The 25,377-nt window shown below is 58.6% G+C and carries 24 protein-coding genes and 1 tRNA gene; 6 read left to right on the forward strand and 19 right to left on the reverse strand.

What is annotated here, in order from left to right; all coding sequences use genetic code 11:
* Positions 1-75: 75 nt before the first annotated feature.
* Positions 76-1,755 (reverse strand): DNA/RNA helicase domain-containing protein, encoded by a 1,680-nt coding sequence (locus tag ACESMW_RS14415; protein WP_372987716.1) that lies wholly within the window; start codon positions 1,753-1,755, stop codon positions 76-78.
* A gap of 12 nt (positions 1,756-1,767) precedes the next feature.
* Entirely contained in the window at positions 1,768-2,115 is a 348-nt protein-coding gene (locus ACESMW_RS14420) for a nucleotide pyrophosphohydrolase (protein WP_372987717.1), read from the reverse strand.
* A 245-nt stretch (positions 2,116-2,360) separates the two neighbouring features.
* On the opposite strand from ACESMW_RS14420, the gene ACESMW_RS14425 reads away from it, so the two are divergent.
* On the forward strand, positions 2,361-2,984 hold the full coding sequence (locus ACESMW_RS14425; RefSeq protein WP_372987718.1) for a class I SAM-dependent methyltransferase: 624 nt from the start codon (positions 2,361-2,363) through the stop codon (positions 2,982-2,984).
* Positions 2,981-3,766 (forward strand): hypothetical protein, encoded by a 786-nt coding sequence (locus ACESMW_RS14430; protein ID WP_372987719.1) that lies wholly within the window; start codon positions 2,981-2,983, stop codon positions 3,764-3,766. Before ACESMW_RS14425 ends, ACESMW_RS14430 begins: the two co-directional genes overlap by 4 nt.
* A gap of 30 nt (positions 3,767-3,796) precedes the next feature.
* Here ACESMW_RS14430 and ACESMW_RS14435 read toward each other — a convergent pair whose 3' ends face one another.
* The 17 genes from ACESMW_RS14435 to rpsB form a co-directional block, all read right to left on the reverse strand.
* Positions 3,797-4,699 carry a hypothetical protein gene (locus ACESMW_RS14435; RefSeq protein WP_372987720.1) on the reverse strand — a complete coding sequence of 301 codons (903 nt, stop codon included), beginning with the start codon at positions 4,697-4,699 and terminating at the stop codon, positions 3,797-3,799.
* Between the two features lie 311 nt (positions 4,700-5,010).
* Positions 5,011-5,087: transfer RNA gene (locus ACESMW_RS14440), tRNA-Met, on the reverse strand.
* A 79-nt stretch (positions 5,088-5,166) separates the two neighbouring features.
* Positions 5,167-5,847: a ribonuclease HII gene (gene rnhB, locus ACESMW_RS14445; RefSeq protein WP_372987721.1), complete on the reverse strand. Its 681-nt coding sequence runs from the start codon at positions 5,845-5,847 to the stop codon at positions 5,167-5,169.
* Positions 5,847-7,028: a lipid-A-disaccharide synthase gene (lpxB, locus tag ACESMW_RS14450; RefSeq protein WP_372987722.1), complete on the reverse strand. Its 1,182-nt coding sequence runs from the start codon at positions 7,026-7,028 to the stop codon at positions 5,847-5,849. The genes rnhB and lpxB overlap by 1 nt, the downstream gene beginning before the upstream one ends.
* Before the next feature lie 17 nt (positions 7,029-7,045).
* Positions 7,046-7,837, reverse strand: a complete 792-nt coding sequence (gene lpxA, locus ACESMW_RS14455) for an acyl-ACP--UDP-N-acetylglucosamine O-acyltransferase (protein ID WP_372987723.1) — start codon at positions 7,835-7,837, stop codon at positions 7,046-7,048.
* The gene (gene fabZ / locus ACESMW_RS14460; protein ID WP_372987724.1) at positions 7,837-8,274 is read right to left on the reverse strand and encodes a 3-hydroxyacyl-ACP dehydratase FabZ; all 438 of its coding nucleotides are present in this window, start codon (positions 8,272-8,274) and stop codon (positions 7,837-7,839) included. The genes lpxA and fabZ overlap by 1 nt, the downstream gene beginning before the upstream one ends.
* A gap of 11 nt (positions 8,275-8,285) precedes the next feature.
* Entirely contained in the window at positions 8,286-9,311 is a 1,026-nt protein-coding gene (gene lpxD / locus ACESMW_RS14465; RefSeq protein WP_372987725.1) for a UDP-3-O-(3-hydroxymyristoyl)glucosamine N-acyltransferase, read from the reverse strand.
* Positions 9,312-9,355: 44 nt separating this feature from the next.
* Entirely contained in the window at positions 9,356-9,853 is a 498-nt protein-coding gene (locus ACESMW_RS14470; RefSeq protein ID WP_372987726.1) for an OmpH family outer membrane protein, read from the reverse strand.
* A 46-nt stretch (positions 9,854-9,899) separates the two neighbouring features.
* On the reverse strand, positions 9,900-12,218 hold the full coding sequence (gene bamA, locus ACESMW_RS14475) for an outer membrane protein assembly factor BamA (protein WP_372987727.1): 2,319 nt from the start codon (positions 12,216-12,218) through the stop codon (positions 9,900-9,902).
* Positions 12,219-12,262: 44 nt separating this feature from the next.
* On the reverse strand, positions 12,263-13,612 hold the full coding sequence (rseP, locus tag ACESMW_RS14480) for an RIP metalloprotease RseP (RefSeq protein ID WP_372987728.1): 1,350 nt from the start codon (positions 13,610-13,612) through the stop codon (positions 12,263-12,265).
* A gap of 49 nt (positions 13,613-13,661) precedes the next feature.
* Positions 13,662-14,846: a 1-deoxy-D-xylulose-5-phosphate reductoisomerase gene (ispC, locus tag ACESMW_RS14485; protein WP_372987729.1), complete on the reverse strand. Its 1,185-nt coding sequence runs from the start codon at positions 14,844-14,846 to the stop codon at positions 13,662-13,664.
* Positions 14,847-14,848: 2 nt separating this feature from the next.
* Complete coding sequence (locus tag ACESMW_RS14490) at positions 14,849-15,688, reverse strand: phosphatidate cytidylyltransferase (RefSeq protein WP_372987730.1); 840 nt, start codon at positions 15,686-15,688, stop codon at positions 14,849-14,851.
* A gap of 22 nt (positions 15,689-15,710) precedes the next feature.
* The gene (gene uppS, locus ACESMW_RS14495) at positions 15,711-16,481 is read right to left on the reverse strand and encodes a polyprenyl diphosphate synthase (protein ID WP_372987731.1); all 771 of its coding nucleotides are present in this window, start codon (positions 16,479-16,481) and stop codon (positions 15,711-15,713) included.
* 67 nt (positions 16,482-16,548) lie between these two features.
* Positions 16,549-17,106: a ribosome recycling factor gene (gene frr / locus ACESMW_RS14500; RefSeq protein WP_372987732.1), complete on the reverse strand. Its 558-nt coding sequence runs from the start codon at positions 17,104-17,106 to the stop codon at positions 16,549-16,551.
* Between the two features lie 66 nt (positions 17,107-17,172).
* Positions 17,173-17,901 carry a UMP kinase gene (pyrH, locus tag ACESMW_RS14505; RefSeq protein WP_092004306.1) on the reverse strand — a complete coding sequence of 243 codons (729 nt, stop codon included), beginning with the start codon at positions 17,899-17,901 and terminating at the stop codon, positions 17,173-17,175.
* 180 nt (positions 17,902-18,081) lie between these two features.
* Entirely contained in the window at positions 18,082-18,951 is an 870-nt protein-coding gene (gene tsf / locus ACESMW_RS14510) for a translation elongation factor Ts (protein ID WP_372987733.1), read from the reverse strand.
* A gap of 93 nt (positions 18,952-19,044) precedes the next feature.
* Entirely contained in the window at positions 19,045-19,794 is a 750-nt protein-coding gene (gene rpsB, locus ACESMW_RS14515) for a 30S ribosomal protein S2 (RefSeq protein WP_372987734.1), read from the reverse strand.
* Between the two features lie 252 nt (positions 19,795-20,046).
* Here rpsB and map point away from each other — a divergent pair, with 252 nt between their 5' ends.
* The 4 genes from map (at position 20,047) to ACESMW_RS14535 (ending at position 25,091) form a co-directional block, all read left to right on the forward strand.
* Positions 20,047-20,817: a type I methionyl aminopeptidase gene (map, locus tag ACESMW_RS14520; RefSeq protein ID WP_372987735.1), complete on the forward strand. Its 771-nt coding sequence runs from the start codon at positions 20,047-20,049 to the stop codon at positions 20,815-20,817.
* A complete protein-coding gene (locus ACESMW_RS14525) occupies positions 20,818-23,463 on the forward strand; it encodes a [protein-PII] uridylyltransferase (protein ID WP_372987736.1) in 2,646 nt (881 codons plus the stop codon).
* Positions 23,460-24,659 carry a succinyldiaminopimelate transaminase gene (dapC, locus tag ACESMW_RS14530; protein ID WP_372987737.1) on the forward strand — a complete coding sequence of 400 codons (1,200 nt, stop codon included), beginning with the start codon at positions 23,460-23,462 and terminating at the stop codon, positions 24,657-24,659. The genes ACESMW_RS14525 and dapC overlap by 4 nt, the downstream gene beginning before the upstream one ends.
* 87 nt (positions 24,660-24,746) lie before the next feature.
* Entirely contained in the window at positions 24,747-25,091 is a 345-nt protein-coding gene (locus tag ACESMW_RS14535; protein WP_372987738.1) for an ArsC family reductase, read from the forward strand.
* Positions 25,092-25,377 lie beyond the last annotated feature (286 nt).

Here is a 25,377-nt window from a genome sequence, read left to right on the forward strand (position 1 = left end):
CTTGATGTGGAACCACCACACCTGCGGACAGTCGCCTTGGCCAGAAGCCTCAGCGTCACGCAGTAGGTTAACGAATTAGCCAGACGGGACACTAGTAGCGTCGGTTACAGCAATTCCATCACGAATAAGGAAATCATCGCCCAGGATGACTCCGACATATTCCAGCTCCAGTCCCTGGCAGGTGTGAATACAGCCAATCTCGCTGATGGAATCTTCAGCAATTAACCACTTGCTACCATGTTTATCGAGATTCCATCTCGCCTTGAAACCATGCTCTGGAAAAGCAATGTCATAGGCCTCAGGATCTTTTTTGCTGTTCCAATCCCAGCAGTACCCGGCAACCAGCCTTGCCTTGTTGGCCCGCCGGTTTTTCTTCCCAATTACTTCTCTCAACTCATTGGGATCGTCAAATACCCTGAAGTCGTAATCAATGCGCTCCAACGTTGTGTTTGCCGTTTCGCGGATTTGCAAAACATTATCAACCCATGCGAGGTAGCCGTCAGAGCCATTGCAACGAAACTGTGAAGCAAGCTCCATCACTGTCACTTCTGAACCCAGCTTGCGCGCGAAGTCCCGAATCTCGCCGATGGTTCCAATATCAGAAAGAGTTACTCGCTGATCCTCGTCAATAAAGAAGACCGACACCTTCGAACTGTTTATCAGCTCCTTGATCTGATTCTCGCCCAGATTACCGTACAGCCCCGATTTCTCGTTTAGCCGGTGGGCCTCATCCACAACCAACAGGTCAAATCGATTGTTATCAGTCTCTGTGTATCCGCCGGAGCCACGGAATAAATTATCGATGTGGGTTTTGCGCATGGTTCCGGTCAGACGGGTTTTAAAAACCTCTCGTGGTGCAGCATTCTTACTAACGAACTGTGCCAACATCGCTCTGTTGGTTGCCTCAACAAGCAAATTTACTGCGACCACTGATTTTCCAGTACCCGGCCCACCTTTAACAATCAGGGTTTGTTTAGGTTTTTTCCGCCCTTTCTCGGCGAGCTCCAAGGCTGTTTCATAAACCAGCTTCTGCTCATCGAGCAGGATAAACTCTCTATTACCCTGGAGCATGGATGCAAGGCTATCGGCAAGGGTCTTGGATGGTTTGATGACACCATGTTCGATCCTGTACATGATGTCATCGCTATCACCGTACTTGATATACCGCTTGAGAAAATCCGAAAGCTTCTTGGCGTCACTGTTGATGAAAACAGGGGCCTTGTCAGTGTGCTCGGAATATCGAGGGTCATTGACGGCGGCCCCACAATCCATATTGTGTAGATAGGCACAAGGTCTCAATCCAATGTGCTCATCCCGCACCGTCTCGTTATAGTCCTCGATCAGGGCAGAATATGACCAGGCCTGATAGGAAGGGTGGTTGGTCTCACGCACGCCGCCGTTCAGAAAAGTCTTCACGATGGCGTCTTTCTCAGTCACCTGAGCGGTACTCCACTGCTTCAGCTCAACAATAATTGCCGTGTCATTTCTTGAGCCGTCTTTACCCGTGAGTATGAAATCCACTCGTCTGCTTGTCAGAGGAATGTTGTACTCTACCGCGACACCAGCCGATGCAGGGATGCTCTCATCAGTCAGAATGTTGAACATGTATTGAAGGGAGTTCTTCCAGGACTGGACTTCAGATTTCCCCGTACGCCTTCTAAGCTTCTTATAAAGGGCTTCTTCGATCAGTTTTTCGATCGAGTTAAATTTGACGTGCTCAACAAACTCAGCTTTGGAAGCAGAATAAACAATCACAGATTCAGACCCTTAAAGCTCGTTGTATTTGTCTGATCGTCCTTTTGCTTTCTCTACCGGATACTTCTCGGCATTCAATGCAATTTTCTGATTCGACACTTCAACGATATCCACACCAAGAGAGTCGGCGAGTAGAATCAGGTACAACTGAATATCAGCGATTTCTCCTTTAACCGCGGCAAGCTTCTTCTCATTCAGGTTCCTTGAGTCATCCTCACTCAACCACTGAAACTGTTCTGCCAGCTCCCCGATCTCGCCACAGAGAGCCATAGCGAGATTCTTGGGAGAATGAAATTGACGCCAGTCCCGATCTTCAGCGAACAGCTTGAGTTTATTCCTCAAATCTTCGAGTGAATCCATAGTCCTGATTATCTCCCTCCACGCCAAGGCAGAACTCCGCACAAATGCAAAGCGGCTATCGCAAATTACAAAATAATAGCTGCTTTTTTTCAGGCGGTTTTTTGCCTCAGCAGCACCTCAGTAGGCCACCATAACTGTTTCAAAAGGCTATAGCATCAATCAATAAGCCCATAACCAACTGATTTTGATATTGTCATGCTTGACCACCTGAAACCAACCTCAATCCGAAAACCTCAGGAACAACCATGTGGGACGAGAGATTCAATAAGGACGCCTATGTCTACGGCGAGGAACCCAACACCTTTCTGGCCCAGCTGTGGCATGAGCTGGGATTAGCCGACCAGTCCGGACCGGTTCTGTGCCTGGCCGAGGGTGAGGGTCGCAATGCGGTTCACCTAGCCGGGCTGGGGCACGAGGTGACCTGCGTGGATCTGTCGCGGGTTGGCCTGGACAAGGCTCAGCAACTGGCGGGGCGGCGTGGTGTAAGCATTCAGACAGTCCATGCGGATCTGGCGACTTATACCCCGGAACCCGATGCTTTCTCGGCGGTAGTGATGATCTTTGCCCATACCCCGCCCCACGTCCGTCAACAGTCGCTGAAAATGGCAAGGCAGGCGCTGAAGCCCGGGGGCTGTCTAATTCTTGAAGGTTACACCGAGGATCAGATCGGCCGCGGCACGGGTGGTCCCGGTAATCCGGAGATGATGTTCAGCCAGGCCGAGCTTGAGCGGATGTTTGCCGATCATGAGATTGTGTTGGCCCGGGAGATCGAGCGGGAGATTAATGAGGGGCTGTTCCACACTGGCGTTGGGGCGGTGGTGCAGTTTGTGGCGAGGAAGGCGCATTTTTCACTGGACCAAACATCATGAACCTTTCAAGAACCCTCTGCAGCATCACCACTTTGGCCCTCTGCAGCACGCCGTCTTTCGGCGATGTTCGGATTGGTGGCCAATGGCAATACTTCGACTACGAGGAAACTTCTCCCCAGAACGTAACGTTGAACCGTGAAAATGGCGATTTGCCCGGTGTTTTTCTGCGCGCCCAAACACAACTTGGCTTTGCCTGGCTCGAAGCGGGTACCAGTTATGCCAAGGGCGATGTGGATTACGAAGGCTTTACCCAGGGCGGTCGGTCGCTGAGCACTCGAACCACAGAGCGCCTGATTAATTACCGGTTAAGGGCTGGCGTGCCGGTTGAATGGCGGCAATCGACGCTGACGCCCTATCTGGTTGGCGGTTACCAACGCTGGGATCGAGGCATCCAGCCGACTGCCTCAACCCTGGGCCTGAATGAATTCTATCGGTGGTGGGAGGCAGGCGCCGGTGCACGGTGGTGTGGCGGTTTTGGTTATGGCGAGGTCTGCGCGCTGGGTGAGGTATTCGGGACGGTAGAGGGTACTGTAGAGGTGGGTCTGGAGCCCGTTGGCCTGGGCAGACCAGAACTGGATCTTGGCGAGGGTACCGGGATTCGTATGGAATTCGACTGGTCACCCGCATTGGCCCCCCATCTATCACTCGGGTGGTTTTATGAGCGATGGGATCACGGAGAAAGCAACACCGTGTTCGTCCAGCGAAGCGGAACTGTGTTTGGGGTATCCGAGCCAGACAGCGAAACTGTCCGGCAAGGACTGAGGCTGGCGATCAGGTTCTAGGCGATCCCAGCCCCGGCTTCAGGCATGAGATCAGTTCTGGGTTACCAGGACCGATGATCCTTTGTAAGTAACCGTATACTCTCCGCAAGTGCTGAATGTGGCCGTTATCACCTCACCGTCAGAATCGGAGAAGGTAATGGTTCCGCTACTGAACCCACCGCCACTGCAGGGGATCAGGCCGCTTCCCTGAAACTCCACGTAGCCACGGTCACCGTCGTACACTCGTGCGGAAATGTTGTAGCCGGAGTACTGGTCACCCGTCACGGAGACGCCTGATATGCGATACGCCCGTCCATTGGTGCCATTGAATGTGCTGGAGTAGGTGCAGTTCTCGAGAAACTCGCCGGTGCAGCTCACGTTACCTTTGCTTCGGTAGGTCTCACCCGCGTATGTGCCGGCGTAATCAAAGTCTGCGGAAAAGCCGGTAACCTGATCCCCACTCAAGGTATAAGTGACGTCATACACACCGTTCAGGACATAGTTGGACGTAGCATCCACTGGCATACAGTAATTGTCATAGACAATTTTCATGCGGGACTGATTGTCCGATGTCACCGAGGCCGAACCGCCGCACTCACCGTCATAGACATAGGTGGCACCTGAAGGCAAATTCGCAACCTCTAGAATCTCCAGAGACAGGTCTTTGGTGACTTCATTCGGGTTGAACGAGTTAATCTGGGCAGCAACAGGGGCAAAGTTTGCCGCCTCGTCCTCGATCACTGCCTGAGTTGCCGCTTGTGTGGTCGCCTCGGCCGCCGTCTTGGCATCCGCCTCACTGGCGATCGTCGCAGCACTCTCATTAAATGTGGTCGTACTGGAGCTGGATCCTCCACCTCCTCCACCACCGCCACAGGCCGTCAGCCCCAGAACGGTGCAAAGCGCTAAACCCCGAATCCATGTTCGTCCCATGTAACGATTGTTATTTGATTCCATTATTCTCTCTCTTAATATCCTGATTAAAAGAGTTCCTGTTATTACAATGAACGTGCTCCCAAATCCGAACTGGACCCAAGCCGCACCGTGCCAGTTATATGATATTCAGGGAATATTTATTTTGATCTCGATTAAATATATACAAAATGAAACAAGAAATATGTGTGGCTATCGTAAGGACGGGAAACCGGGCAATGAGGGAGTGGCGAAGAAGAACAGGATTCTGAAAAGCAAAAAGGCCAGCAAAAGCTGGCCTTTTCGGTATTGGTAAAAGCAACAAAGCCCGCAAAAAGCGGGCTTTGTTTCAATAGTGGTAGCGGGGGCTGGATTCGAACCAACGACCTTCGGGTTATGAGCCCGACGAGCTACCAGACTGCTCCACCCCGCATCAAAACTGGTTGTCTTTCGGGGCTGGCCCCGATCAACGTGGCGCGTATATTAAGGACCACGAGCCAGCCTGTCAATTGTTAATTTTCAAACAAGTCCGAGGGGAAGTGAAGTTCCTCGGCGGACGCTTCACCTGGGGGTTTGAAGAAGCCAACCGTATCGATCACTTCCTGTACTGGTCGGAAGGAACGACGGTGTTCGGCAGTGGCGCCCAGGCGCTTCAGGGCCTCGAGATGTATCGGTGTGGGGTAGCCTTTGTGCTTGGCCAGTTCGTAGCCCGGGTAACGCTCTTCCAGTGCTTCCATCTCCCGGTCGCGGGTAACCTTGGCGAGAATGGAGGCGGCGCTGATTTCGGCGACTCGGCTGTCTCCCTTGATCACAGGCTCGGATGGCCAGTGCCATTTGGGGCAGCGGTTGCCGTCCACCAGCACGTATTCCGGCGGGATGGCCAGGCCGGCGACGGCGCGTTCCATGGCGAGCATGGTGGCCTGGTAGATGTTGAGCCGGTCGATCTCGCTTGCCTCGCAGCGGCCCAGGCTCCAGGCGGCGGCTTTTTCAATGATTTCGTCGTACAGGGCGAGGCGTTTTTTCTCGGTGAGTTTTTTCGAATCGGCGAGGCCGGCGATGGGTTTATCCGGATCGAGGATGACGGCGGCGGTGACAACCGCGCCGATCAGGGGTCCGCGGCCGACTTCATCGACGCCGGCCAGCAACCGGCCCTGGTAACGACATTCGAACGGGGGTAGCACTTCCTTTGCCATCAGGCTCTCTCCTCCAGCAGCCCGGAGATTGCTTCAGCGGCTTTTTCATCCGCGTTCTGGCGCAAGGTCAGGTGCAACTCGGTAAACGCCTGCTGCAGCCGCTCCCTCTCTTCCAGATTCTCCATTCGCTCAAGCACCGCGGCACCCAGGGCCTCTGCAGTGGCGTCGTCCTGGAGCAGTTCGGGCACCAGCGCTTCTTTTGCCAGGAGGTTGGGCAGGGCCACATGGGGCACTTTCACCAGCCGGGAGAGAAGCGCATAGCTCATGTTGCTCAGGCGGTAGCCCACCACCATGGGTTTCTTGAGCAACATGGCTTCGAGGGTTGCGGTGCCGGAAGCGAGCAGGACCACATCGGAGGCGGCCATCACCTCGCGGGATTGGCCGCGCACGATGGTGACCGGCAGTTTTACCTCGAGGGACTCCACCAGCGCCTGAACCTGTTTCTCGCGATCCCGGTTCACGCAGGGGATCACCAGCTGAATATCCGGGCGGCGCTCCTGCAGCCAGCGGGCGGCTTCGAGGAACAAGTTACCCAGGCGTTCGACCTCCCCTGCCCGGCTGCCCGGCAGTACCGCCAGCAAGGGAGCGTTCTGATCCAGCCCGAGCTGCTCCCGGGCTTTGCCAGTGTCCGGCTCCAGAGGAATTCGGTCGGCGAGTGGATGACCCACAAAGGCCACGGGCACGTTGTGCTCTTCGTAGAAGCGGGCCTCAAATGGGAACAGGGTGAGCATCAGGTCGACGGATTTCGCGATCTTGAAGATGCGTTTCTGGCGCCAGGCCCAGACCGAGGGGCTGACGTAATGCACCGACGGAATGCCCGCCTCGCGGCAGCGCCGTTCGATGGCCAGGGTAAAATCCGGGGAATCGATGCCGATAACCACATCCGGGCGGTTGGTGAAGAAGTAGTCCATCAGGCGGGCACGAATGCTGAACAGCTCCCGTATCCTTCCCAGCACTTCCACCAGGCCCATCACGGATAGTCGTTCCATGGGCACCAGGGAATGAAAACCCTCGGCGATCATTTCCTCACCGCCGATGCCCACAAACCGGGCTTTCGGATAACGGCGCTTCAGGGAACGGATCAGGCCGGCACCGAGGATGTCCCCCGATGCCTCGCCGGCGATCATGGCGATGGTGAGCTTGCGCTCGCTGACGATGGAAGGTGTGGTGGTTTCCGTCACCGGAAGGCTCCGGCTGATCAGCGAATGATGCCGCGGTGTGCTCCGCGCAAGGATTCAATGAGCGGGCGCACTTCCGGCACGTCGCTGTAGTTGTTCTCCAGCTCCTTGAGTGCCTGCTCGGTGGTCAGGCCCTGGCGGTAGATGGCCTTGTAGGCACGGCGGAGTGTGAGCAACGCGTCTTTGCTGAAGCCCCGGCGCCTGAGGCCTTCCACGTTCAGGCCGTGGGGCTCGGCCGACTGCCCGCTGGCCATTACATAGGCCGGGATATCCTTGAGCACGATGCTGCCACCGGCGGCCATGCTGTGGGGGCCGATGTTGCAGAACTGATGCACCATGGTGCCGCCGCCAAGAATGGCGAAATCACCCACCGAGACGTGGCCGGCCAGGGTCGCACAGTTGGCCAGGATGGTGTTGTCACCCACAATGCAGTCGTGAGCCACGTGCACGTAGGCCATCAGCAGGTTGCCGTTGCCGATGCGGGTCTCGCCGCGATCCTGGACAGTGCCCCGGTGAACGGTGCAGTTCTCGCGGATGACGTTGTTGTCTCCGATCACCAGGGTGGTGGGCTCACCGGCGTATTTCTTGTCCTGGCACTCTTCACCGACACTGGAGAACTGGAAAATCCGGTTATTGCGGCCGATAACGGTCGGCCCCTTGATTACCACGTGGGACAGGATTTCAGTGCCTTCACCGATTTCCACGCCAGGGCCGATGTAACTCCACGGGCCAACGGTCACGTTGTCCGCCAGCTTGGCTGATGGGTCTACAATCGCTTGAGGATGGACACCCGACCAGTCATTTGTCGCCATCAAACTTCTCTCTCAGCGGTCAAGATTTCTGCCGTGCAGACGACTTCCCCGTCGACCAGCGCTCGGCATTCGAATTTGTAGATGCCGCGCTTGCCGGAGATGAACTCCGCTTCCATATCGAGGCGGTCTCCCGGCAGCACAGGGCGCTTGAACCGGGCCTTGCTGGACCCGGCGAGGTATTGTACCACGCCGTCAGATGGTTTCCGGCCCACGGTCACAAAACCGAGAATGCCTGACAGTTGTGCCATAGCTTCGATGATGAGCACGCCGGGCATGATCGGGTTGTCGGGGAAATGGCCCTGAAAGAAAGACTCATTAAAGGAAATGTTCTTGTACCCCTTGATTGAGATTCCCTTCTCAATCTCGGTCACCCGGTCCACCAGCAAGAACGGGTACCGATGTGGCAGGTATTCAAGAATTTCGTTGATTTTCATCATGTTGGTCGGCCTCAGCCCTCTAATTTCTTTTCCAGTTCTTTGACCCGCCGTGCAAGCACATCGAGCTGGCGGAAGCGCACGGCGTTCTTGCGCCATTGCCGGTTGGTATCCGCGCTGGTGCCCGAGGAGTAGACCCCCGGTTCACGGATGTCGCCGGTAACCAGGGTCATGCCGGTGAGATGCACCTGGTCGGCAATTTCGAGATGGCCCGCCACGCCGGAAGCGCCACCGAAGACACAATGACGGCCGATCCGGGTACTGCCGGCAATGCCGACCATGGCCGCCATGGCACTGTGTTCACCTATATGGACGTTGTGGGCAATCTGGATGAGGTTATCGAGTTTCACGCCATCGCCGATGATGGTGTCATCCAGAGCACCGCGGTCGATGGTGGTGTTGGCGCCCACTTCCACGTCGTCTCCGAGTACGACACGGCCGAGCTGGGCAATGCGGTGCCAGACGCCTTTTTCATTGGCAAAGCCGAAGCCGTCAGAGCCGATCACCGCACCACTGAGGATATGGCAACGCTGCCCAACCACCACATCGTGGGCCAGGGTTGCCCGAGGTCTGATCACCGTGTCCTGTCCGATCCGGCAGCGGGCACCGATGACGCTTCCGGCGCCAATGACGACATTCTCGGCAATCTCGGCTTCCGCTTCGATCACAGCGTTGGGGCCAATGCTGGCGCTTTCGGCAATCCGGGCAGAAGCATCCACAACGGCACTGGCATGCACCCCGGGTGCCGGTACCGGCGCGGGATCAAACCAGTGACTGAGGCGAGCATAGCCCAGATAGGGATTGTCCAGTAGCAGGACATTGGTCGGAGAATCCTGGGCGGCCGCCGGTGAGAGGATCACCGCGGAGGCCCGGGTTTCCGCCAGGTATTTGCCGTAGGCCGGGTTGGCGAGAAAACTGATCTGGCCCGGGGCAGCGGCCGAGAGGGTCGCCAGCCCGGTGATCTGCACCTCGGGGTCTCCCTTCAGCTCTGCCCCCAATGCCTTGGCGATATCACCAAGCCGGTAGGACTTTTCTGTCATGACATACTCCAGAGCATCAACGGGGGCCGAGATGCCCCAAAGGGTTAACGGTTCAGCTTTTCCAGCAGCTGGGACGTGAGGTTCATTTCCGGCTTCACGTAGACCACCGCCTCGCTCGGCAGGATCAGATCCAGATCGTTCTCTTCCAGCAGTTCCTTGACCGCTGCGTCCACTTCCGGACGGGCGCTCTCGAGAAACTGCTGTTTGCGCTGGGCCACGGTGTTATCGAGGCGCTGCTTGAGCATGTTGAATTCCTGCACCTTCTGCTGGAACTGGCCGGTCAGCTCGTTGCGCTCGGTCTCATTCATCATGGCGCCGTCTTTCTGCAGGCGCTCCTGAAGTTTGCGCGCGGCTTCCTGGGCCTCCCTGACCCTGGCTTCATCACCGGCGAAGTCCTTCTGCAGGGTTTCGCTGAAGGCCTTGGCTTCGTCCGAGGAAAACAGGGCCTGGCGAAGATCGACCACGCCAATGCGGGTCTCGGCAAACGCAGGCAGGCTGACGGCCATCAGGGCCGCTGCAAGCAGGGTAATCATACGGGACATGGTGTTTCTCCTGTGTTTCATCCTTTACTGTTGTTATCGGTGGCCATCAGAAGGTCTGGCCGAGGGAGAACTGGAACACCTGGGTGTCGTCCCCCTCCTTGTCATTCAGCGGCTGGGCAAGGCTGAAGGCCAGCGGGCCAACTGCCGTGATCCACTGGAAGCCGACACCGGCTGCCAGGCGTACTTCGTTCAACTCCGGATCGAAGCCACGCTCGGTATCGAATACCTGACCGGCATCCAGGAACACCGAAGTACGCATGGAACGGCTGTCGCCCGCAAACGGGGTCGGCGTGATCAGTTCCAGACCACCTTCGGTAAGCAGGTTGCCGCCGAACGGATCAGGTTCGGACAGGTCAAACTCGCTGTTGGTTGCCCGCAGGCCGAGGGAGTTCGACTCGTAGCCCCGGACCGAGCCGTAGCCGCCGGAATAGAAATGCTCGTAGAACGGCATCTGGGTGCGGTCGCCGTAACCGTCACCATACCCGATCTCGGAACGAGCGCGGAATACCCAGCGGTTGTCGTCATCGATCGGGAAGTAGAAGTCGGTCTTGTGGGTGGCCTTGTAGAAGGTCAGATCACTGCCCGGCACCGCCACATCAATAGAAAGCGAGTGGCTGTAACCATCGGTGGGCAGCACGCCCCGGTTCAATGTGCTCCGGCGCCAGCTGCCGAACAGGAAGAAGTTGTCGAAGGAATCCCCTTCCTCGACGATGAAGTCCCGGACTTCCTGGGAGGTGAACAGCCCTTCCTTGATGTTGGAGCGGGTATAGCCCAGGCCAAAGTTCAGGCGGCTAATCTGGTCGGTCGGATAGCCGAAGGTGACCCGACCGCCGTACTCGTCCAGCAGGTAGGAGGAGATATCCTCTTCCTCATAGTCGGTCTCCCGGGCGAACACACTGAAGCCACGGCTCACGCCGTCCACGGTGTAATACGGGTCCAGGTAGGAGATGTTGGCACTCTTGACCGAATCACTGACGTTGACGCCGAAGGAGACCCGCTTGCCCGAACCGAAGAAGTTGTTCTCGGACACATTGGCCCCGAGGATGACACCGGAATCCTGGGAGAAGCCGATGGAGGCGGACAGGCTGCCGGTGGGCTGCTCTTCCACGGAGTAGTTCACATCCACCAGGTCATCGGTGCCCGGTACGGGAACCGTCTCGACATTGACGGTGCTGAAGAAGCCCAGGCGCTCGAGTTTGGTCTTGGAGAACTCGATCCGGTCAGAGGAGGCAACGCCCCCTTCCATCTGGGTCATTTCCTGGCGCAGCACGTCGTCCCGGGTGGACACATTGCCGTCAAAGTTGATGCGGCGCACATAGGCGCGCTTGCCGGGCTCGACATAGAAGGTCACGGAGGCGGTATTGTCCTCCGACGGCTCAGGCACGGCATTCACATTGGCGAAGGCGTAACCTTCCCGGCCCAGCCGGAAGGACAGTGCCTCGGAAATGGCCGTCATGCGGGCCCGGGAGAAGACATCGCCCTCTTTTACCGGGATCAACTTACGCAGTTCCTCTTCGCCGACGATCAGATCGCCCCTCAGGTTGATTTCGGAGATGGTGTATTGGGGGCCTTCGTTGATGGCGATGGCGATGAAGACTTTCTGTTTGTCCGGAGAGATGGATACCTGGCTGGATTCGACGGTGAAGTCGAGATAGCCACGGTCCAGATAGAAGGATCGGAGGCTTTCCAGATCGCCGCTAAGGCGTTCACGGGCGTACTTGTCCGAGTTGGTGATGGAGTTCCACCAGCTGGTGGTTTCCAGCTCGAACAGGCCCAGCAGCTCTTCTTCGCTGAAATCGTTGTTGCCCACAATGTTGATGTGGTGGATGGCCGCAACCGTGCCTTCGTTGATGTCGAGGCTGATAGCCACCCGGTTCCGGGGCAGTTCCTCGGCAGTCGCTTTCACCCGGGCGTTGTAGCGGCCTTGAGCAATGTAGGAACGCAGAATCTCGAGTTCCAGGCGTTCGAGGGTGGCACGGCGAAATACCTGACCTTCCTGGAGGCCTGCGCCCGCCAGGGCATCCATCAGCATGTCGGTTTCGATGTTCTTGTTGCCCTCGATCTCGATGGAGCTGATGGAGGGGCGCTCACGCACCGTAATAATGAGGACGCCAGCATCGCGGCTGGCCTCGATATCGGTGAACAGTCCGGTACCGAACAGGGACTTGATGGCACCGGCGAGTTCCGCCTCATCCACCTGCTCGCCAATATTCACCGGAAAGGCGGCAAAAACGGTACCCGCGGAGACCCGCTGGAGCCCTTCGACTTCAATATCCGCTACCGTAAATTCATCCGCCAGCGCTGGCTTCATGCCCATAGAGGCCACAGCGAGGCCAACGGCTACACCTAGAAGAGAACGTCTCATTCAAATATTTCGCCTGGTTAATGCGCGTAAGGAGCCCGCAATTCTCACAACCGCATCAGGTCGTTGTAAAGAGCAAACACCATTAAAGTGAGGATCAATGCCATACCAATCCGTAATCCGATGGCCTGGGCATGCTCCGACACGGGCTTACGACGGATCGCCTCGATGGTGTAATACACGATATGGCCACCATCCAGAACCGGGATCGGCAAGAGGTTCAGCACACCGAGACTGACACTCAGATAGGCCAGGAACCGGACAAAATCCTCGAAACCGGAGCTCACACTCGCCTCGGCAACCCGCGCTATGGTGATGGGGCCACTGAGATTGGTGGGCGACAGCAGCCCGGTTACCATTTTCTTGATGGCGACCAGGGTCAGCCGTGTATCCGCCCAGGTTTCGCCAATGGCCTGGGGAATCGCCGCCAGAGGACCATAGCTGATATCCCGGAGCACTTCGTCCGGCCAGGATACCGGCTGCACACCCACACCGACAAAACCGATCACCTCTCCGGTCTCGATGGTACGCTCGCCCGGGGTAACCTCGAAGGTCCGCTCGGCGCCGTCGCGCAACACGGTGACTTTCAGGGTTTGCTCCGGCGCGTTGCGCACGAGCTCTACGAGCGCTTGCCAGTCGGATACCGGCTCACCATCGACGCTCAGTACCTTGTCTCCAGCCTGAAGGCCCGCGAGATCTCCGCGGCCGCCTTCGGCAATCTCGCCCAGCACGGCGGGGATCTCGGGGCGCCAGGGGGTTATGCCGAATTCACCGAGCGGATCCGGCGCTTCATCGCTGAGTTTCCAGCCGCCAAGCTCGCCACTCACGGTACCCCGGGCACCGTCCTCTGAAACCTCAAGGCTTACGGTACCCTGCTCACCGGTTCGTTCAAGCAGGCGCATATTGATATCGCGCCAGGACGTCACCCGGTGGCCGTCCACCGCGTGGATTTCCATACCTGACTGCAGGCCTGCCCGTTCGGCGATGCTGTCCTGGGCCACGTCTCCGACAATGGGCGCAACGGCGGTCACGCCCACCACACTGATTACCCAATAGGCAAAAATCGCAAAGAGGAAGTTGGCAATGGGGCCGGCGGAGGCAATGGCGATTCGCTGCGCCGGGGACTTCGACATGAACTCCTGGTCCTTGAGCTCCTCGGGAACCGGGCCCTCGCGCTGGTCGAGCATTTTCACGTAACCGCCCAGGGGAATGGCGGCGACGGCAAACTCGGTGCCGTGGCGGTCATACCAGGAGAATATGGGCTTGCCGAAGCCTACGGAGAAGCGCAGAACCTTCACCCCACAGCGCCTGGCAACCCAGAAATGGCCGTACTCATGCAGGGTGACAAGGATGCCCAGGGTCAGCGCCAGGGCCAGAATGGTCTCAATGATCTGCATAGCGTTCCCGGTTAGTGACTGAAGCCAGGCAGCAAAACCGCCGACGATTTCAGACAGTCAGCAGGCCGATCTGTTCCCTGGCGTGCCGACGGGCTTCGGCGTCCTTGGCGAAGATGGTCTCAAAGCTGTCTGCCGGCACCACCTCGGTGGCCGCCAGTGTCCGCTCTATAATAACGGGGATATCGGCAAAACACAGTGTTCCTTCCAGAAATGCCGCCACGGCAATCTCATTGGCGGCATTCAGGGCGGCCGGGGCCGTGCCACCTGCCACGAAAGCTTCGGCGGCCAGACGCAGGCAGGGAAAGCGCACCAGGTCCGGTCGCTCGAAATGGAAGCGGCCGATCGCAAACAGGTCCAGGGGCGCGACACCGGCATCGATCCGCTCCGGCCAGGCCAGACCGTTGGCGATAGGGGTGCGCATGTCCGGGCTGCCAAGCTGGGCCAGCACCGAGCCGTCCGCATACTCCACCATGGAGTGGATGATGCTCTCCGGGTGCACGTGCACCTCGATGTTCGTCGGCGTGGTGTTGAACAGCCAGCAGGCCTCGATCAGCTCCAGGCCTTTGTTCATCAGGGTGGCTGAATCCACCGAAATCTTCTGGCCCATGGACCAGTTGGGATGGGCACAGGCCTCGGCCGGGGAGACACAACGCAACTGCTCCACGGAATGGGTACGGAACGGGCCGCCGGAGGCGGTCAGCAGAATCCGGGTAATACCGGCGCCCCGGGGATCCCGGACCTTGTCCGCGGGCATACACTGAAAAATGGCGTTGTGCTCGGAGTCGATGGGCAGCAGTTCCGCGCCGGATTCGGCCACCGCGTCCATGAACAACTGGCCGGACATCACCAGGGCTTCCTTGTTGGCCAGCAGCACACGCTTGCCGGCACGGACTGCGGCAAGGGTCGGGGGCAGGCCGGCCGCGCCAACGATGGCCGCCATGACGGTGTCCGCCTCGGCTGCCGAAGCCACCTCACACAGCCCTTCCTCGCCCGCCAGTACACGGATTTCCGGCAGGTCGCCAAGCAAGTCTTTCAGCGCTTCCGCCGCCTCGGCACTGGCCATGACCGCCACTGCCGGCCGGAACTCCCGGCACAGAACCGCCAGTTCTTCGGCCCGAGTGCTGGCTGTCAGCGCAAACACGGAGAACCGCTCCGGGTGGCGCCGGATGACATCCAGGGTGCTCAGTCCGATGGAGCCGGTGGCCCCAAGAAGGGTGACGGTACGTTGTGCCATGGTTACCAGTGCCCGGTGGTCAGCCAGCCAAGCTGGGTGATGATCAGTGCGAAGACGGGAATGGCGGCGGTCAGACTATCGATCCGATCCATGATACCACCGTGACCCGGGAGCAGCTGGCTGCTGTCCTTGATGCCACGAAAGCGCTTGAGCATGCTTTCGAGCAGGTCGCCGAGCACGGACACCAGGCCGGTGAACAGGCTGGCAATCACCAGCAACAGGGTTTCCGTAACGCTGGCTGAGGCCAGGCTGCTGACGATCACGGCAAAGACACCGACCGCGGTCAGGCCACCCCAGACTCCTGCCCAGGACTTGCCCGGACTGACCCGAGGCGCCAGCTTGGCCTTGCCGAAGGCACGGCCCGCAAAGTACGCCCCGATGTCGGCCACCCAGACCACACAGAATACATACAGGATGACCCAGAGGTTGTTGGCCACGTCCCCGAACTGGAAACCGCCGGTACGCAGGTGATTCAGGCCCACCCAGGCCGGTACCAGCACGAACAGGCCCATCAGCGCACGCATGGGAAGGCTACCCCAGCGGTCGGAACCCCGGGGGTAGCTGCGAACCAGCAGGAAGCAGATGAACCACCAGGCCAGGGCCAGCCACAGCACGACCACGGCCGGTACGTTCAGCAGGCCGTAGAGAATGGCAGCTGTTGCCCCAGCATAGGCCACGCGGCCGCCCTGCCCTTCAATACCGGACATATTGGCCCATTCCCAGGCGCCGATGGTAATCACGGCGCCGGTGAACAGTGCGAATCCCAGGGGAGGAAGAAAGAAGATACCGCCAATGGCGATGGGAGCCAGGATCAGGGCTGTAATAATTCGGGTCTTGAGCACGGTCGGAATCGCTTATGCATCATTATTGTTGTGCGGCCTTGGCCGCGATCTGGTCGTCGGTCTGACCAAATCGGCGCTGCCGTCCGGCATAGGCCTCAAGTGCCTTACCCATCTCTTCGTGTTTGAAGTCGGGCCAGAATACCGGGGAGAAATAGAATTCGGTGTAGGCGAGGTGCCAGAGCAGGAAATTGCTGATCCGCTGTTCACCGGCGGTGCGAATCATCAGGTCAGGCATGGGCAAATCACCGATGCTGAGATGCTGCTGGATCATGTCATCGGTGATGTCCGAGGGTGCCAGTTCACCGGTACGGACCTTCTCGGCCACCTTCCGGGTCGCCTGGGTGATGTCCCAGTGCCCGCCGTAATTGGCGGCAATAACCAGGGTCATCTGCGTGTTGTTGCGGGTCAGTTCCTCCGCCTTGTCCATGTGCTCCCGGAGCACCGGGCTGAAGGCAGAGCGATCGCCGATGATGCGCAGCCGGATGTTGTTCCGGTGCAACTTGCGAACCTCACGCTCCAGGGCGATCAGGAACAACCGCATCAACGCAGAGACCTCGTCTTTTGGCCGGCGCCAGTTCTCGCTGGAGAAGGCGAACAGCGTGAGCACCTCGACGCCCTCGCGGGCACAGGTCTCAACCACAGCCTTGACTGCATTCACGCCGGCCTTGTGGCCCGCCACTCCTGTCAGCCGATGGGCTTTCGCCCACCGGTTGTTACCGTCCATGATAATGGCCACATGCCGGGGCCGGCTGTCTGCCGACACCGGAATTTCCGCGGTTACATTTCCCGTCATGAAATCCCCTGCGCGGCCCGGAACACCTCTCCGGACCGTCTGTGCTACTTTTGAGAACCGCGACGGATCAGACCGCCATCAGGTCCTCTTCTTTGCTCTTGAGCATCTTCTCGATTTCGGCGATGTACTTGTCCGTCAGCTTCTGGATCTCATCCTCGGCACGGCGCTCGTCGTCCTCGGTGATTTCCTTCTCCTTCAGCAGTTCCTTGATCATGCTGTTGGCGTCGCGACGGGCATTACGGATGGAGACCCGCCCGTGCTCGGCATCCGCCTTGGCCTGCTTGACCATCTCCCGGCGGGTTTCCTCGGTGAGCATGGGCATGGGCACGCGGATCAAGTCGCCGCTGGTCGCCGGGTTGAGGCCCAGATCAGAGGTCATGATGGCCTTCTCGATGGTCGGCACCAGGTTCTTCTCCCAGGGGGAGACGGTCAGGGTGCGGTTGTCCTCCACATTGACGCTGGCCACCTGCTTGAGCGGCGTTTCCTGGCCATAGTAGTTAACCATCACGCTGTCCAGGATTGCCGGGTGGGCGCGGCCAGTCCGGATCTTGTTGAACGCCGAGTGCAGAGCCTCGAGGCTCTTCTTCATTTTCTTCTCGGCTTCTGCTTTGATGTCGTTAATCACTTCAGCATCCTCAATTCGTCAGGTCATTCCGTGAGCCGACCCTTTCTGGCGGGCCGGCTTACCGTATTATTCGATCAGTGTACCTTCTTTTTCGCCGGTCACGATGCGTGTCAGCACACCCGGGCGGTTCATGTTGAACACCCGCAGCGGTATACCGTGATCCCGCGCCAGGACGATAGCCGTCAGGTCCATCACGCCCAGCTTCTTGTCCAACACCTCATCATAGGTGAGGTGGTCGTATTTTACGGCGGTCGGATCCAGGTTCGGGTCCGCCGAGTAAACACCATCCACCTTGGTTGCCTTCAGGACCGCATCCGCCTCGATCTCGATTCCACGCAGGCAGGCAGCCGAATCGGTGGTAAAGAACGGGTTACCGGTGCCGGCGCTGAAGATCACCACATCGCCTTCTTTGAGATCACGTACCGCACGGCGGCGATCATAATGCTCCACGATACCACTCATGGGGATGGCCGACATGACGCGGGTGCGGATGTTGGAACGCTCCAGGGCGTCCCGCATGGCCAGGCCGTTCATCACGGTGGCGAGCATGCCCATGTGATCGCCGGTGACCCGGTCCAGGCCGGCCGCGTTCAGGGCGGCGCCACGGAACAGGTTACCACCACCGATCACCAGGCCAACCTGGACACCGATGCCGATGAGGGCGCCGATTTCCAGGGCCATGCGATCAAGGACTTTGGGATCAATACCGAAATCGTGATCTCCCATCAGGGCTTCGCCACTGAGCTTGAGCAGAACACGCTTGTATCTGGGCTGGTTTTTCGAAGATGTCGGCATGGTGATCCCCTTTTCGTCTGATGGCTATCCGCGTAAACGGTTTTCAGGCTTGTATCTGACATACTCCTCGCAAAAAAGGGGTATCTCAGATACAAGCCCGCCACGAGAGCCGGGTTTCCCCAGCTAACGTGGCAGACTCAGGTTGGTGCCGGAGACCAGCCCCGGCACCGTCAGGAAGGATCAGGCCTTGCCAGTACCGGCTGCAGCAGCAACCTCGGCAGCAAAGTCGACTTCTTCCTTCTCGATGCCCTCACCTACTTCCAGGCGAACAAAGCCAACCAGCTCGGCGCCGGCAGACTTGATCAGCTCGCCCACAGTCTGGTCCGGGTTCTTGACGAACGGCTGCTCAACCAGGCTGTTCTCGGCCAGGAACTTCTTGATACGGCCGCCCATCATCTTCTCGACGATTTCAGCAGGCTTGCCTTCCATATCCGGCTGGGCCTTGATGATATCCTTTTCTTTTTCCAGCTCTTCTTCCGGCATGTCTTCCGGCTTGCCTACACGCGGGTTAACAGCGGCAACGTGCATGGCAATGTCGCGGGCCACTTCCGGATCACCGGCAGTCAGGGCCACAACGGAAGCGATCTTGTTGTTGCTGTGAACGTAGCCACCTACAACCGGGCCTTCTACCTTCACGATGCGACGAACGGTGATGTTCTCACCGATCTTCTGAACCAGCGCTTCACGCTTGGCTTCCAGATCGCCTTCCATCAGCTTGGCCACGTCGGTCTCGCCTTTTTCGAAGGCAACGTCCAGAACGTCGTTGGCGAACGCCATGAAGTTGTCGTCACGAGCAACGAAGTCGGTCTCGGAGTTCACTTCCAGGATGTAGGCAACGGTGTTGTCGTCGGAAATCCTGACCAGGGAAACACCTTCAGCAGCGGTACGACCAGCCTTCTTGGCGGCCTTCAGACCGGAAGACTTGCGCAGCTCTTCGATTGCAGCTTCAACACTGCCTTCAGCCTCAACCAGTGCCTTCTTGCATTCCATCATGCCAAGACCGGTGCGCTCGCGCAGCTCTTTGACCATTGCAGCGGTAATTGCAGCCATGTTCAATCCTCTTAAATAGTCCGAATTCGGTGGGGAGGTATGCCCGGATAAACAGGCGGGCATACCTTACATCTCAAACGTGAAACTTACGCGTCACTCGGCGGCCGGTGCGGCGCCCGCGTCTTCGCTGACTTCTACGAACTCGTCAGCGCCTGCGCCGGCAGACTGGGCTGCTTCGAGGCAGGTATCAGCAACAGCTTTCACGTAGATCTGGATGGCGCGGATGGCGTCATCGTTACCCGGGATCACGTAATCAACGCCGTCCGGATCGCTGTTGGTATCAACCACACCGATAACGGGGATGCCCAGCTTGTTGGCTTCCTTGATGGCGATACGCTCGTGGTCCACGTCGATCACGAACATGGCGTCCGGCAGGCCGCCCATGTCCTTGATACCACCGATGGAACGCTCCAGGCGGTCCATTTCACGGGTACGATCCAGGGCTTCTTTCTTGGTCAGCTTGTCGAAAGTACCGTCCTGGCTCTGGGTTTCCAGATCACGGTAGCGACGGATGGACTGACGGATGGTCTTGTAGTTGGTCAGCATACCACCCAACCAGCGGTGGTTTACGTACGGCTGACCAGCACGCTGAGCTTCTTCCTTGATGATCTTGGCGGCGGAACGCTTGGTACCGACGAACAGGATCTTGTTCTTGTTCTCTGCCAGCTGCTGAACGACTTTCAGCGCGTCTTCCATGGCAGGAACAGTCTGCTCGAGGTTGATGATATGAATCTTGTTGCGGGCACCGAAGATGTACTTGGACATTTTCGGGTTCCAGTAACGGGTCTGGTGACCGAAGTGAGCACCTGCCTTGAGCAGGTCACGCATATTTACCTGAGCCATGATATTTACCTTTTAGCTTCGGGTTAGGCCTCCACGCGTCCGATTGACCCAACCTACTCCTGCAAAAAACAGAAGAAGGCACCCTGGGACAACGTGCCGACACGTGTGTGAATTTGCCGGATTCGTTTCCGGCGGGCGCGTTTATACCATAAATCGGCCTGACAACGCCATTAATTTTGCCAAGAAGCTTCCTTGTACGCAGCTTCCCGCGCCCTTAAAATGCGGGTTTGGTTCAAATCAACAGGAAGCCCGATGCAGGTATCGATAAAGACCCCGGAAGAAATCGAGAAAATGCGCGTAGCCGGCCGTCTGGCGGCCGAAGTTCTGGAAATGATCGACGAGCATATCAAGCCCGGCGTTTCCACCGAGGAACTCGATCGCATTTGCCACGACTATATCGTAAACGTTCAGAAGGCCATTCCCGCGCCTCTCAATTATAAGGGGTTTCCGAAGTCCATCTGCACATCGGTCAACCATGTGATCTGTCACGGCATTCCGTCCGAAAAGAAAATCCTGAAGGACGGCGACATCCTCAACATCGATGTCACCGTGATCAAGGACGAATACCATGGCGACACCAGCAAGATGTGGATCGTGGGCAAGCCCAAGCCGGGCACCGAGCGCCTGATCCGGATCACCCAGGAGTGTCTATATAAAGGTATCGAACTGGTGAAGCCCGGGACGCGCCTGGGCGATATCGGCAACGTGATCCAGAAGCATGCCGAGAAGCATCACTATTCGGTGGTACGGGACTACTGCGGCCACGGTATCGGCAAGGTTTTCCACGAAGAGCCCCAGGTGATGCATTACGGCAAGCCGGGCACCGGCCTGGAGCTGCAAGAAGGCATGACGTTCACCATCGAGCCGATGATCAACCAGGGCAAGTACCAGACCAAGCTGCTGCCGGACGGCTGGACCGTGGTCACCAAGGACCACAAGCTCTCCGCCCAGTGGGAACACACCATCCTCGTGACCGCCGATGGCCACGAGGTTCTGACCAAACGATCGGAAGAGTCCTTCTAAGTGGACCGAAACGACCTGGAACACCGCATCAGCAATGACCCCTCCCCGGTTTCCGCGGCAAGGGAACTGTTAAAGGAAAGGTATACCGCTGATGCCAAGGCGTTTCGCCAGGGCGCGGATGTCCGGGCCCTCGTCCATTCCAGGGCGGATACGATCGATACGGTTCTCAGGCTGATCTGGAACCGTTACCCCTTTGCCAGCTCCGAGGACATCGCGCTCATTGCCGTCGGCGGCTACGGGCGCGGCGAGCTGCACCCCCATTCCGACATCGACCTGCTGATCCTCACCCGGGAAGGCATCCGGGAAGAATGGCAGGACGACCTCGGCGCCTTCGTGACCCTGCTGTGGGACCTGAAGCTGGACATCGGCCACAGCGTCCGCAGCATCGAAGAGAGCATGGCCGCCGCCCGGGAGGATGTCACCATCCTCACCAATCTGCTGGAAACCCGGACCATCGCCGGACCGGACATCCTGCGCCAGTACCTCAGTGAGCAGGTCTACTCGGATGATGTCAGCACCGATCGCGACTACTTCATTGCCAAACGCGAGGAACAGCAGGAACGCCACAAGAAGTACGGCGATACCGAATACAACCTGGAGCCCAACCTCAAGGGCTCACCCGGTGCCCTGCGCGACATCCAGACCATCGGCTGGATCACCAAGCGCCACTTCGGCCTGCAGAACATTGCCGACCTGACCCGCTTCAGCATCCTGACCGAAGAAGAACACCAGATCCTGTACCAGGGCGAGACCTTGCTCTGGAAGCTCCGCTATGGCCTGCAGCTGCAGGCAGACCGGAATGAGAACCGGTTGCTGTTCGATCACCAGCGCTCCCTGGCCGAGATGCTCGGTTACCGGGACGAAGGCAAGCGCCTGGGTGTGGAACTGATGATGCAGTCCTACTATCGCACCGTGCTGGCCCTGGCCGAGCTTGCCGATGTGATCCTCCAGTATTATGACGAGGCCATTCTTGGCGCCGGCGATGATGACGACATCCAGCCCCTGAACAAGCGCTTCCAGATCCGCAACCGCTATATAGAAGCGGTGAACAACCAGGTATTCGCCTACGCGCCCTATGCCATCATGGAGATCTTCGTGCTGATGGCCCAGCACCCGGAGATCAAGGGCATCCGGGCGACCACCATCCGGTCCCTGCGGGCGCACCGGCACCTGATCGACGACGCCTTCCGCACGGACCTGGCGGTGACCACCCTGTTCATGGAACTGCTGCGCACCCCCCACGATCTGGACCAGACCCTGGGTGCCATGAAGAAGTACAACGTGCTGGGGCGTTACCTGCCGGAATTCGGCCAGATCATCGGCCAGATGCAGCACGACCTGTTCCACATCTACACGGTGGATGCCCATACCATGCGGGTCATCCGCAACATGGTGCGCCTGAACCGGGCCGAGACCCGGTCGGATTACCCCCTGGCCTCCCGGCTGATTCATCACCTGCCGAAGCTCGAGACGCTCTATATCGCCGGCCTTTACCATGACATCGCCAAGGGCCGCGGCGGCGACCATTCCGAACTGGGCGCGGTGGATGCGGCGGAATTCTGCCAGCGGCACCATCTGAGTGAACGGGATACCCAGCTGGTATCCTGGCTGGTGGAGAACCACCTGCTGATGTCCATGACCGCCCAGCGTAAGGACATCTCCGACCCGCAGATCATCCACGCCTTCGCCAAGGCCGTGCCCAGCCAGGCGCACCTGGACTACCTGTACATCATGACGGTGTGCGACATCAGCGCCACCAACCCGAAACTGTGGAACACCTGGCGGGCTTCCCTGCTGAGGCAGCTGTACATCGAAGCCAAGCGGGCCCTGCGCCGGGGCACGGAAACCCCGGTGGACCGGCACGAATGGGTACGGGCCACCCAGTCCGAAGCCCGGGAGATCCTGCACGCCCAGAACATGTCTGACGAGCAGATCGACCGCGTCTGGGATACCGTGGATGAAGACTACTTCCTCCAGGATTCCACGGTGGATATTGCCTGGCAGACCGCGGCGATCATTCGCCACGGCGACAACCCGGACCCGCTGATCCTGATCCGCGACACTCGGGGCGGGCCCACCGAGGGCTACTCCCAGATCATTATCTATATGAAAGACCGGGTGGCTCTGTTCGCCGCCACGACGGCGGTGCTGGAGCAACTGAACCTCAACATCGTGGACGCCCGCATCAGCTCCGGCGAGGGGCCATTCTCGATCAGCTCCTACGTGGTGCTGGACGAACAGGGTAAACCCCTGGGCGTGGACCCGGCGCGGAAGGAGCGAGTGCGCAAACGCCTGATCGAGGAGCTGGACGATCCCGAGGACTATCCGGACATCATCCATCGGCGCACGCCGCGGCAGCTCAAGCACTTCGCCTTCCCCACCGAGGTGACTTTCTCCAATGACACGGTCAACCAGCGAACAGTGATGGAAGTGATCACTCCGGACCGCCCGGGCCTGCTGGCCCGCATTGGTCAGGTTTTGCTGGAGCACCGTGTCCGCCTCAGTAACGCCAAGATCGCGACCCTGGGCGAACGGGTAGAGGACGTGTTCTTTGTCACCGATGAGCACGGCGACCCGCTGAGCGATCCCACGAAATGCCAGGCCCTTCAGGACGCCCTCTGTAAAATGCTGGACGATATTCAATGAACCAGAATCTTGACCGATTACACCCCTATCCCTTTGAAAAACTGGCCAAGCTGAAGGCCGGCCTCAGCGTGCCGGAGCACTTGGCGCCGATTTCCCTGGGGATTGGTGAGCCAAAGCACCCTTCCCCGGAATTCGTCAAACAGGTGATCGCCGATAACCTGGATAAGCTGGCGAACTACCCCACCACCAGGGGGACGGATGAACTGAGGCAGGCCATCGCCGACTGGGCCACCCGGCGATTCAAGCTTTCCGCGGGCTCTCTGGACCCGGCCGCCAACGTGGTGCCGGTCAATGGTACCCGTGAGGCGATCTTTGCCCTGGTGCAGGCGGTGATCGACACCCGCAAGCCGGCCAAGGTGGTGAGCCCGAACCCGTTCTACCAGATTTATGAAGGCGCGGCCTTCCTCGCCGGCGCGGATCCGGTTTATCTGGCCTGTGATGCGAGCAACGGCTTTATCCCGGATTTTGACGCGGTACCGGAGAGCGTCTGGGAAGACTGCCAACTGCTGTTCCTGTGCTCCCCCGGCAACCCCAGCGGCGCAGTGATTCCCCGGGAGACCCTGGCCAAGGTGATCGAACTGGCCGACCGGCATGATTTCCTCATCGCCTCAGACGAGTGTTACTCGGAACTCTACCCGGACGAGGGCAACCCGCCCGAGGGCCTGCTGCAGACCTGCGCGGCACTGGGCCGGGATGACTTCAAACGCTGCATCGTGTTCCACAGTCTGTCCAAGCGCAGCAACCTTCCGGGCCTGCGTTCCGGATTCGTGGCCGGCGATGCGGACGTGCTGAAGGGCTACCTGAAATACCGCACCTACCACGGCTGCGCCATGCCCATCCACAACCAGCTGGCCAGCATCGCCGCCTGGAACGACGAAGACCACGTGCGCGAGAACCGCGCCGCCTACCGGGCCAAGTTCGAGGCTGTGGTGCCCATCCTGCGAGAAGTGATGAACGTCGACTTCCCCGACGCCGGCTTCTACCTCTGGCCGGAAACCCCGATGGACGACGAAACCTTCGCCCGGGACCTCTCCGCCCAGCAGAACGTCCACGTCCTCCCCGGTCGCTACCTCTCCCGCACCGTGGATGGCCACAATCCCGGCGAAAACCGCGTGCGCATGGCGCTGGTGGCGCCGCTGGAGGATTGCGTGGAGGCAGCCCAGCGGATTGTGGAGTTTGTGAAGGCGAATCGTTGAGGCTTTGGGGGCAAGGTTAAGATGGGGTCAGATGAAGGCTTTAAGAAAGCCTTCTTCTGACCCCATTTTCAAGTTCAAGGCACTGACATGAAACTCTACGGCATAAAAAACTGCGACACCGTCAAAAAAGCCCGAAAATGGCTCGACGACCAGGGCATCTCCTACGAGTTCCACGACTTCAAAAAAGACGGCCTGAGCAGCGAGAAACTCAGCGAATGGGAACAGGCCATCGGCTGGGAAACCCTGCTCAACCGCCGCGGCACCACCTGGCGCAAACTTCCCGACGAGGTTCGTGATACCATTAGCGCCCAATCTGCCCACAACATCATGCTCGAAAACCCGTCCATCATTAAGCGGCCGGTGGTGGAGTATGACGGCGAGGTTTTCGTTGGTTTCAAGGCCGACGAGTGGACTGAAAAAGGGATTGGCTAGTTTTGATGAAGGTGGGGTCAGATGAACAAGTTCATCAGACCCCGTTTTCGAGGCAGACTCGGGAGTTTTGGTGAAGGTTAAGTTGGGGTCAGAAGAAAGCCTTCTTCTGACCCCGTTTTCAAGTCCGCCCCCGAGTCAAGAATTTAAGAGAGGGGTCTGATGAACGCTTTCATCTGACCCCATGTTCAGGATTCAAATTTAAAAACAGGAGCAACCACCAGATGAGTTTTGCATTCGGTATCGGCATCGGCACCCAGAACAACCAGGGCGAGTGGCTGGAGGTCTA

The organism is Marinobacter sp., from assembly GCF_041690455.1.
In the GTDB taxonomy this organism is placed as follows: Bacteria; Pseudomonadota; Gammaproteobacteria; order Pseudomonadales; family Oleiphilaceae; genus Marinobacter.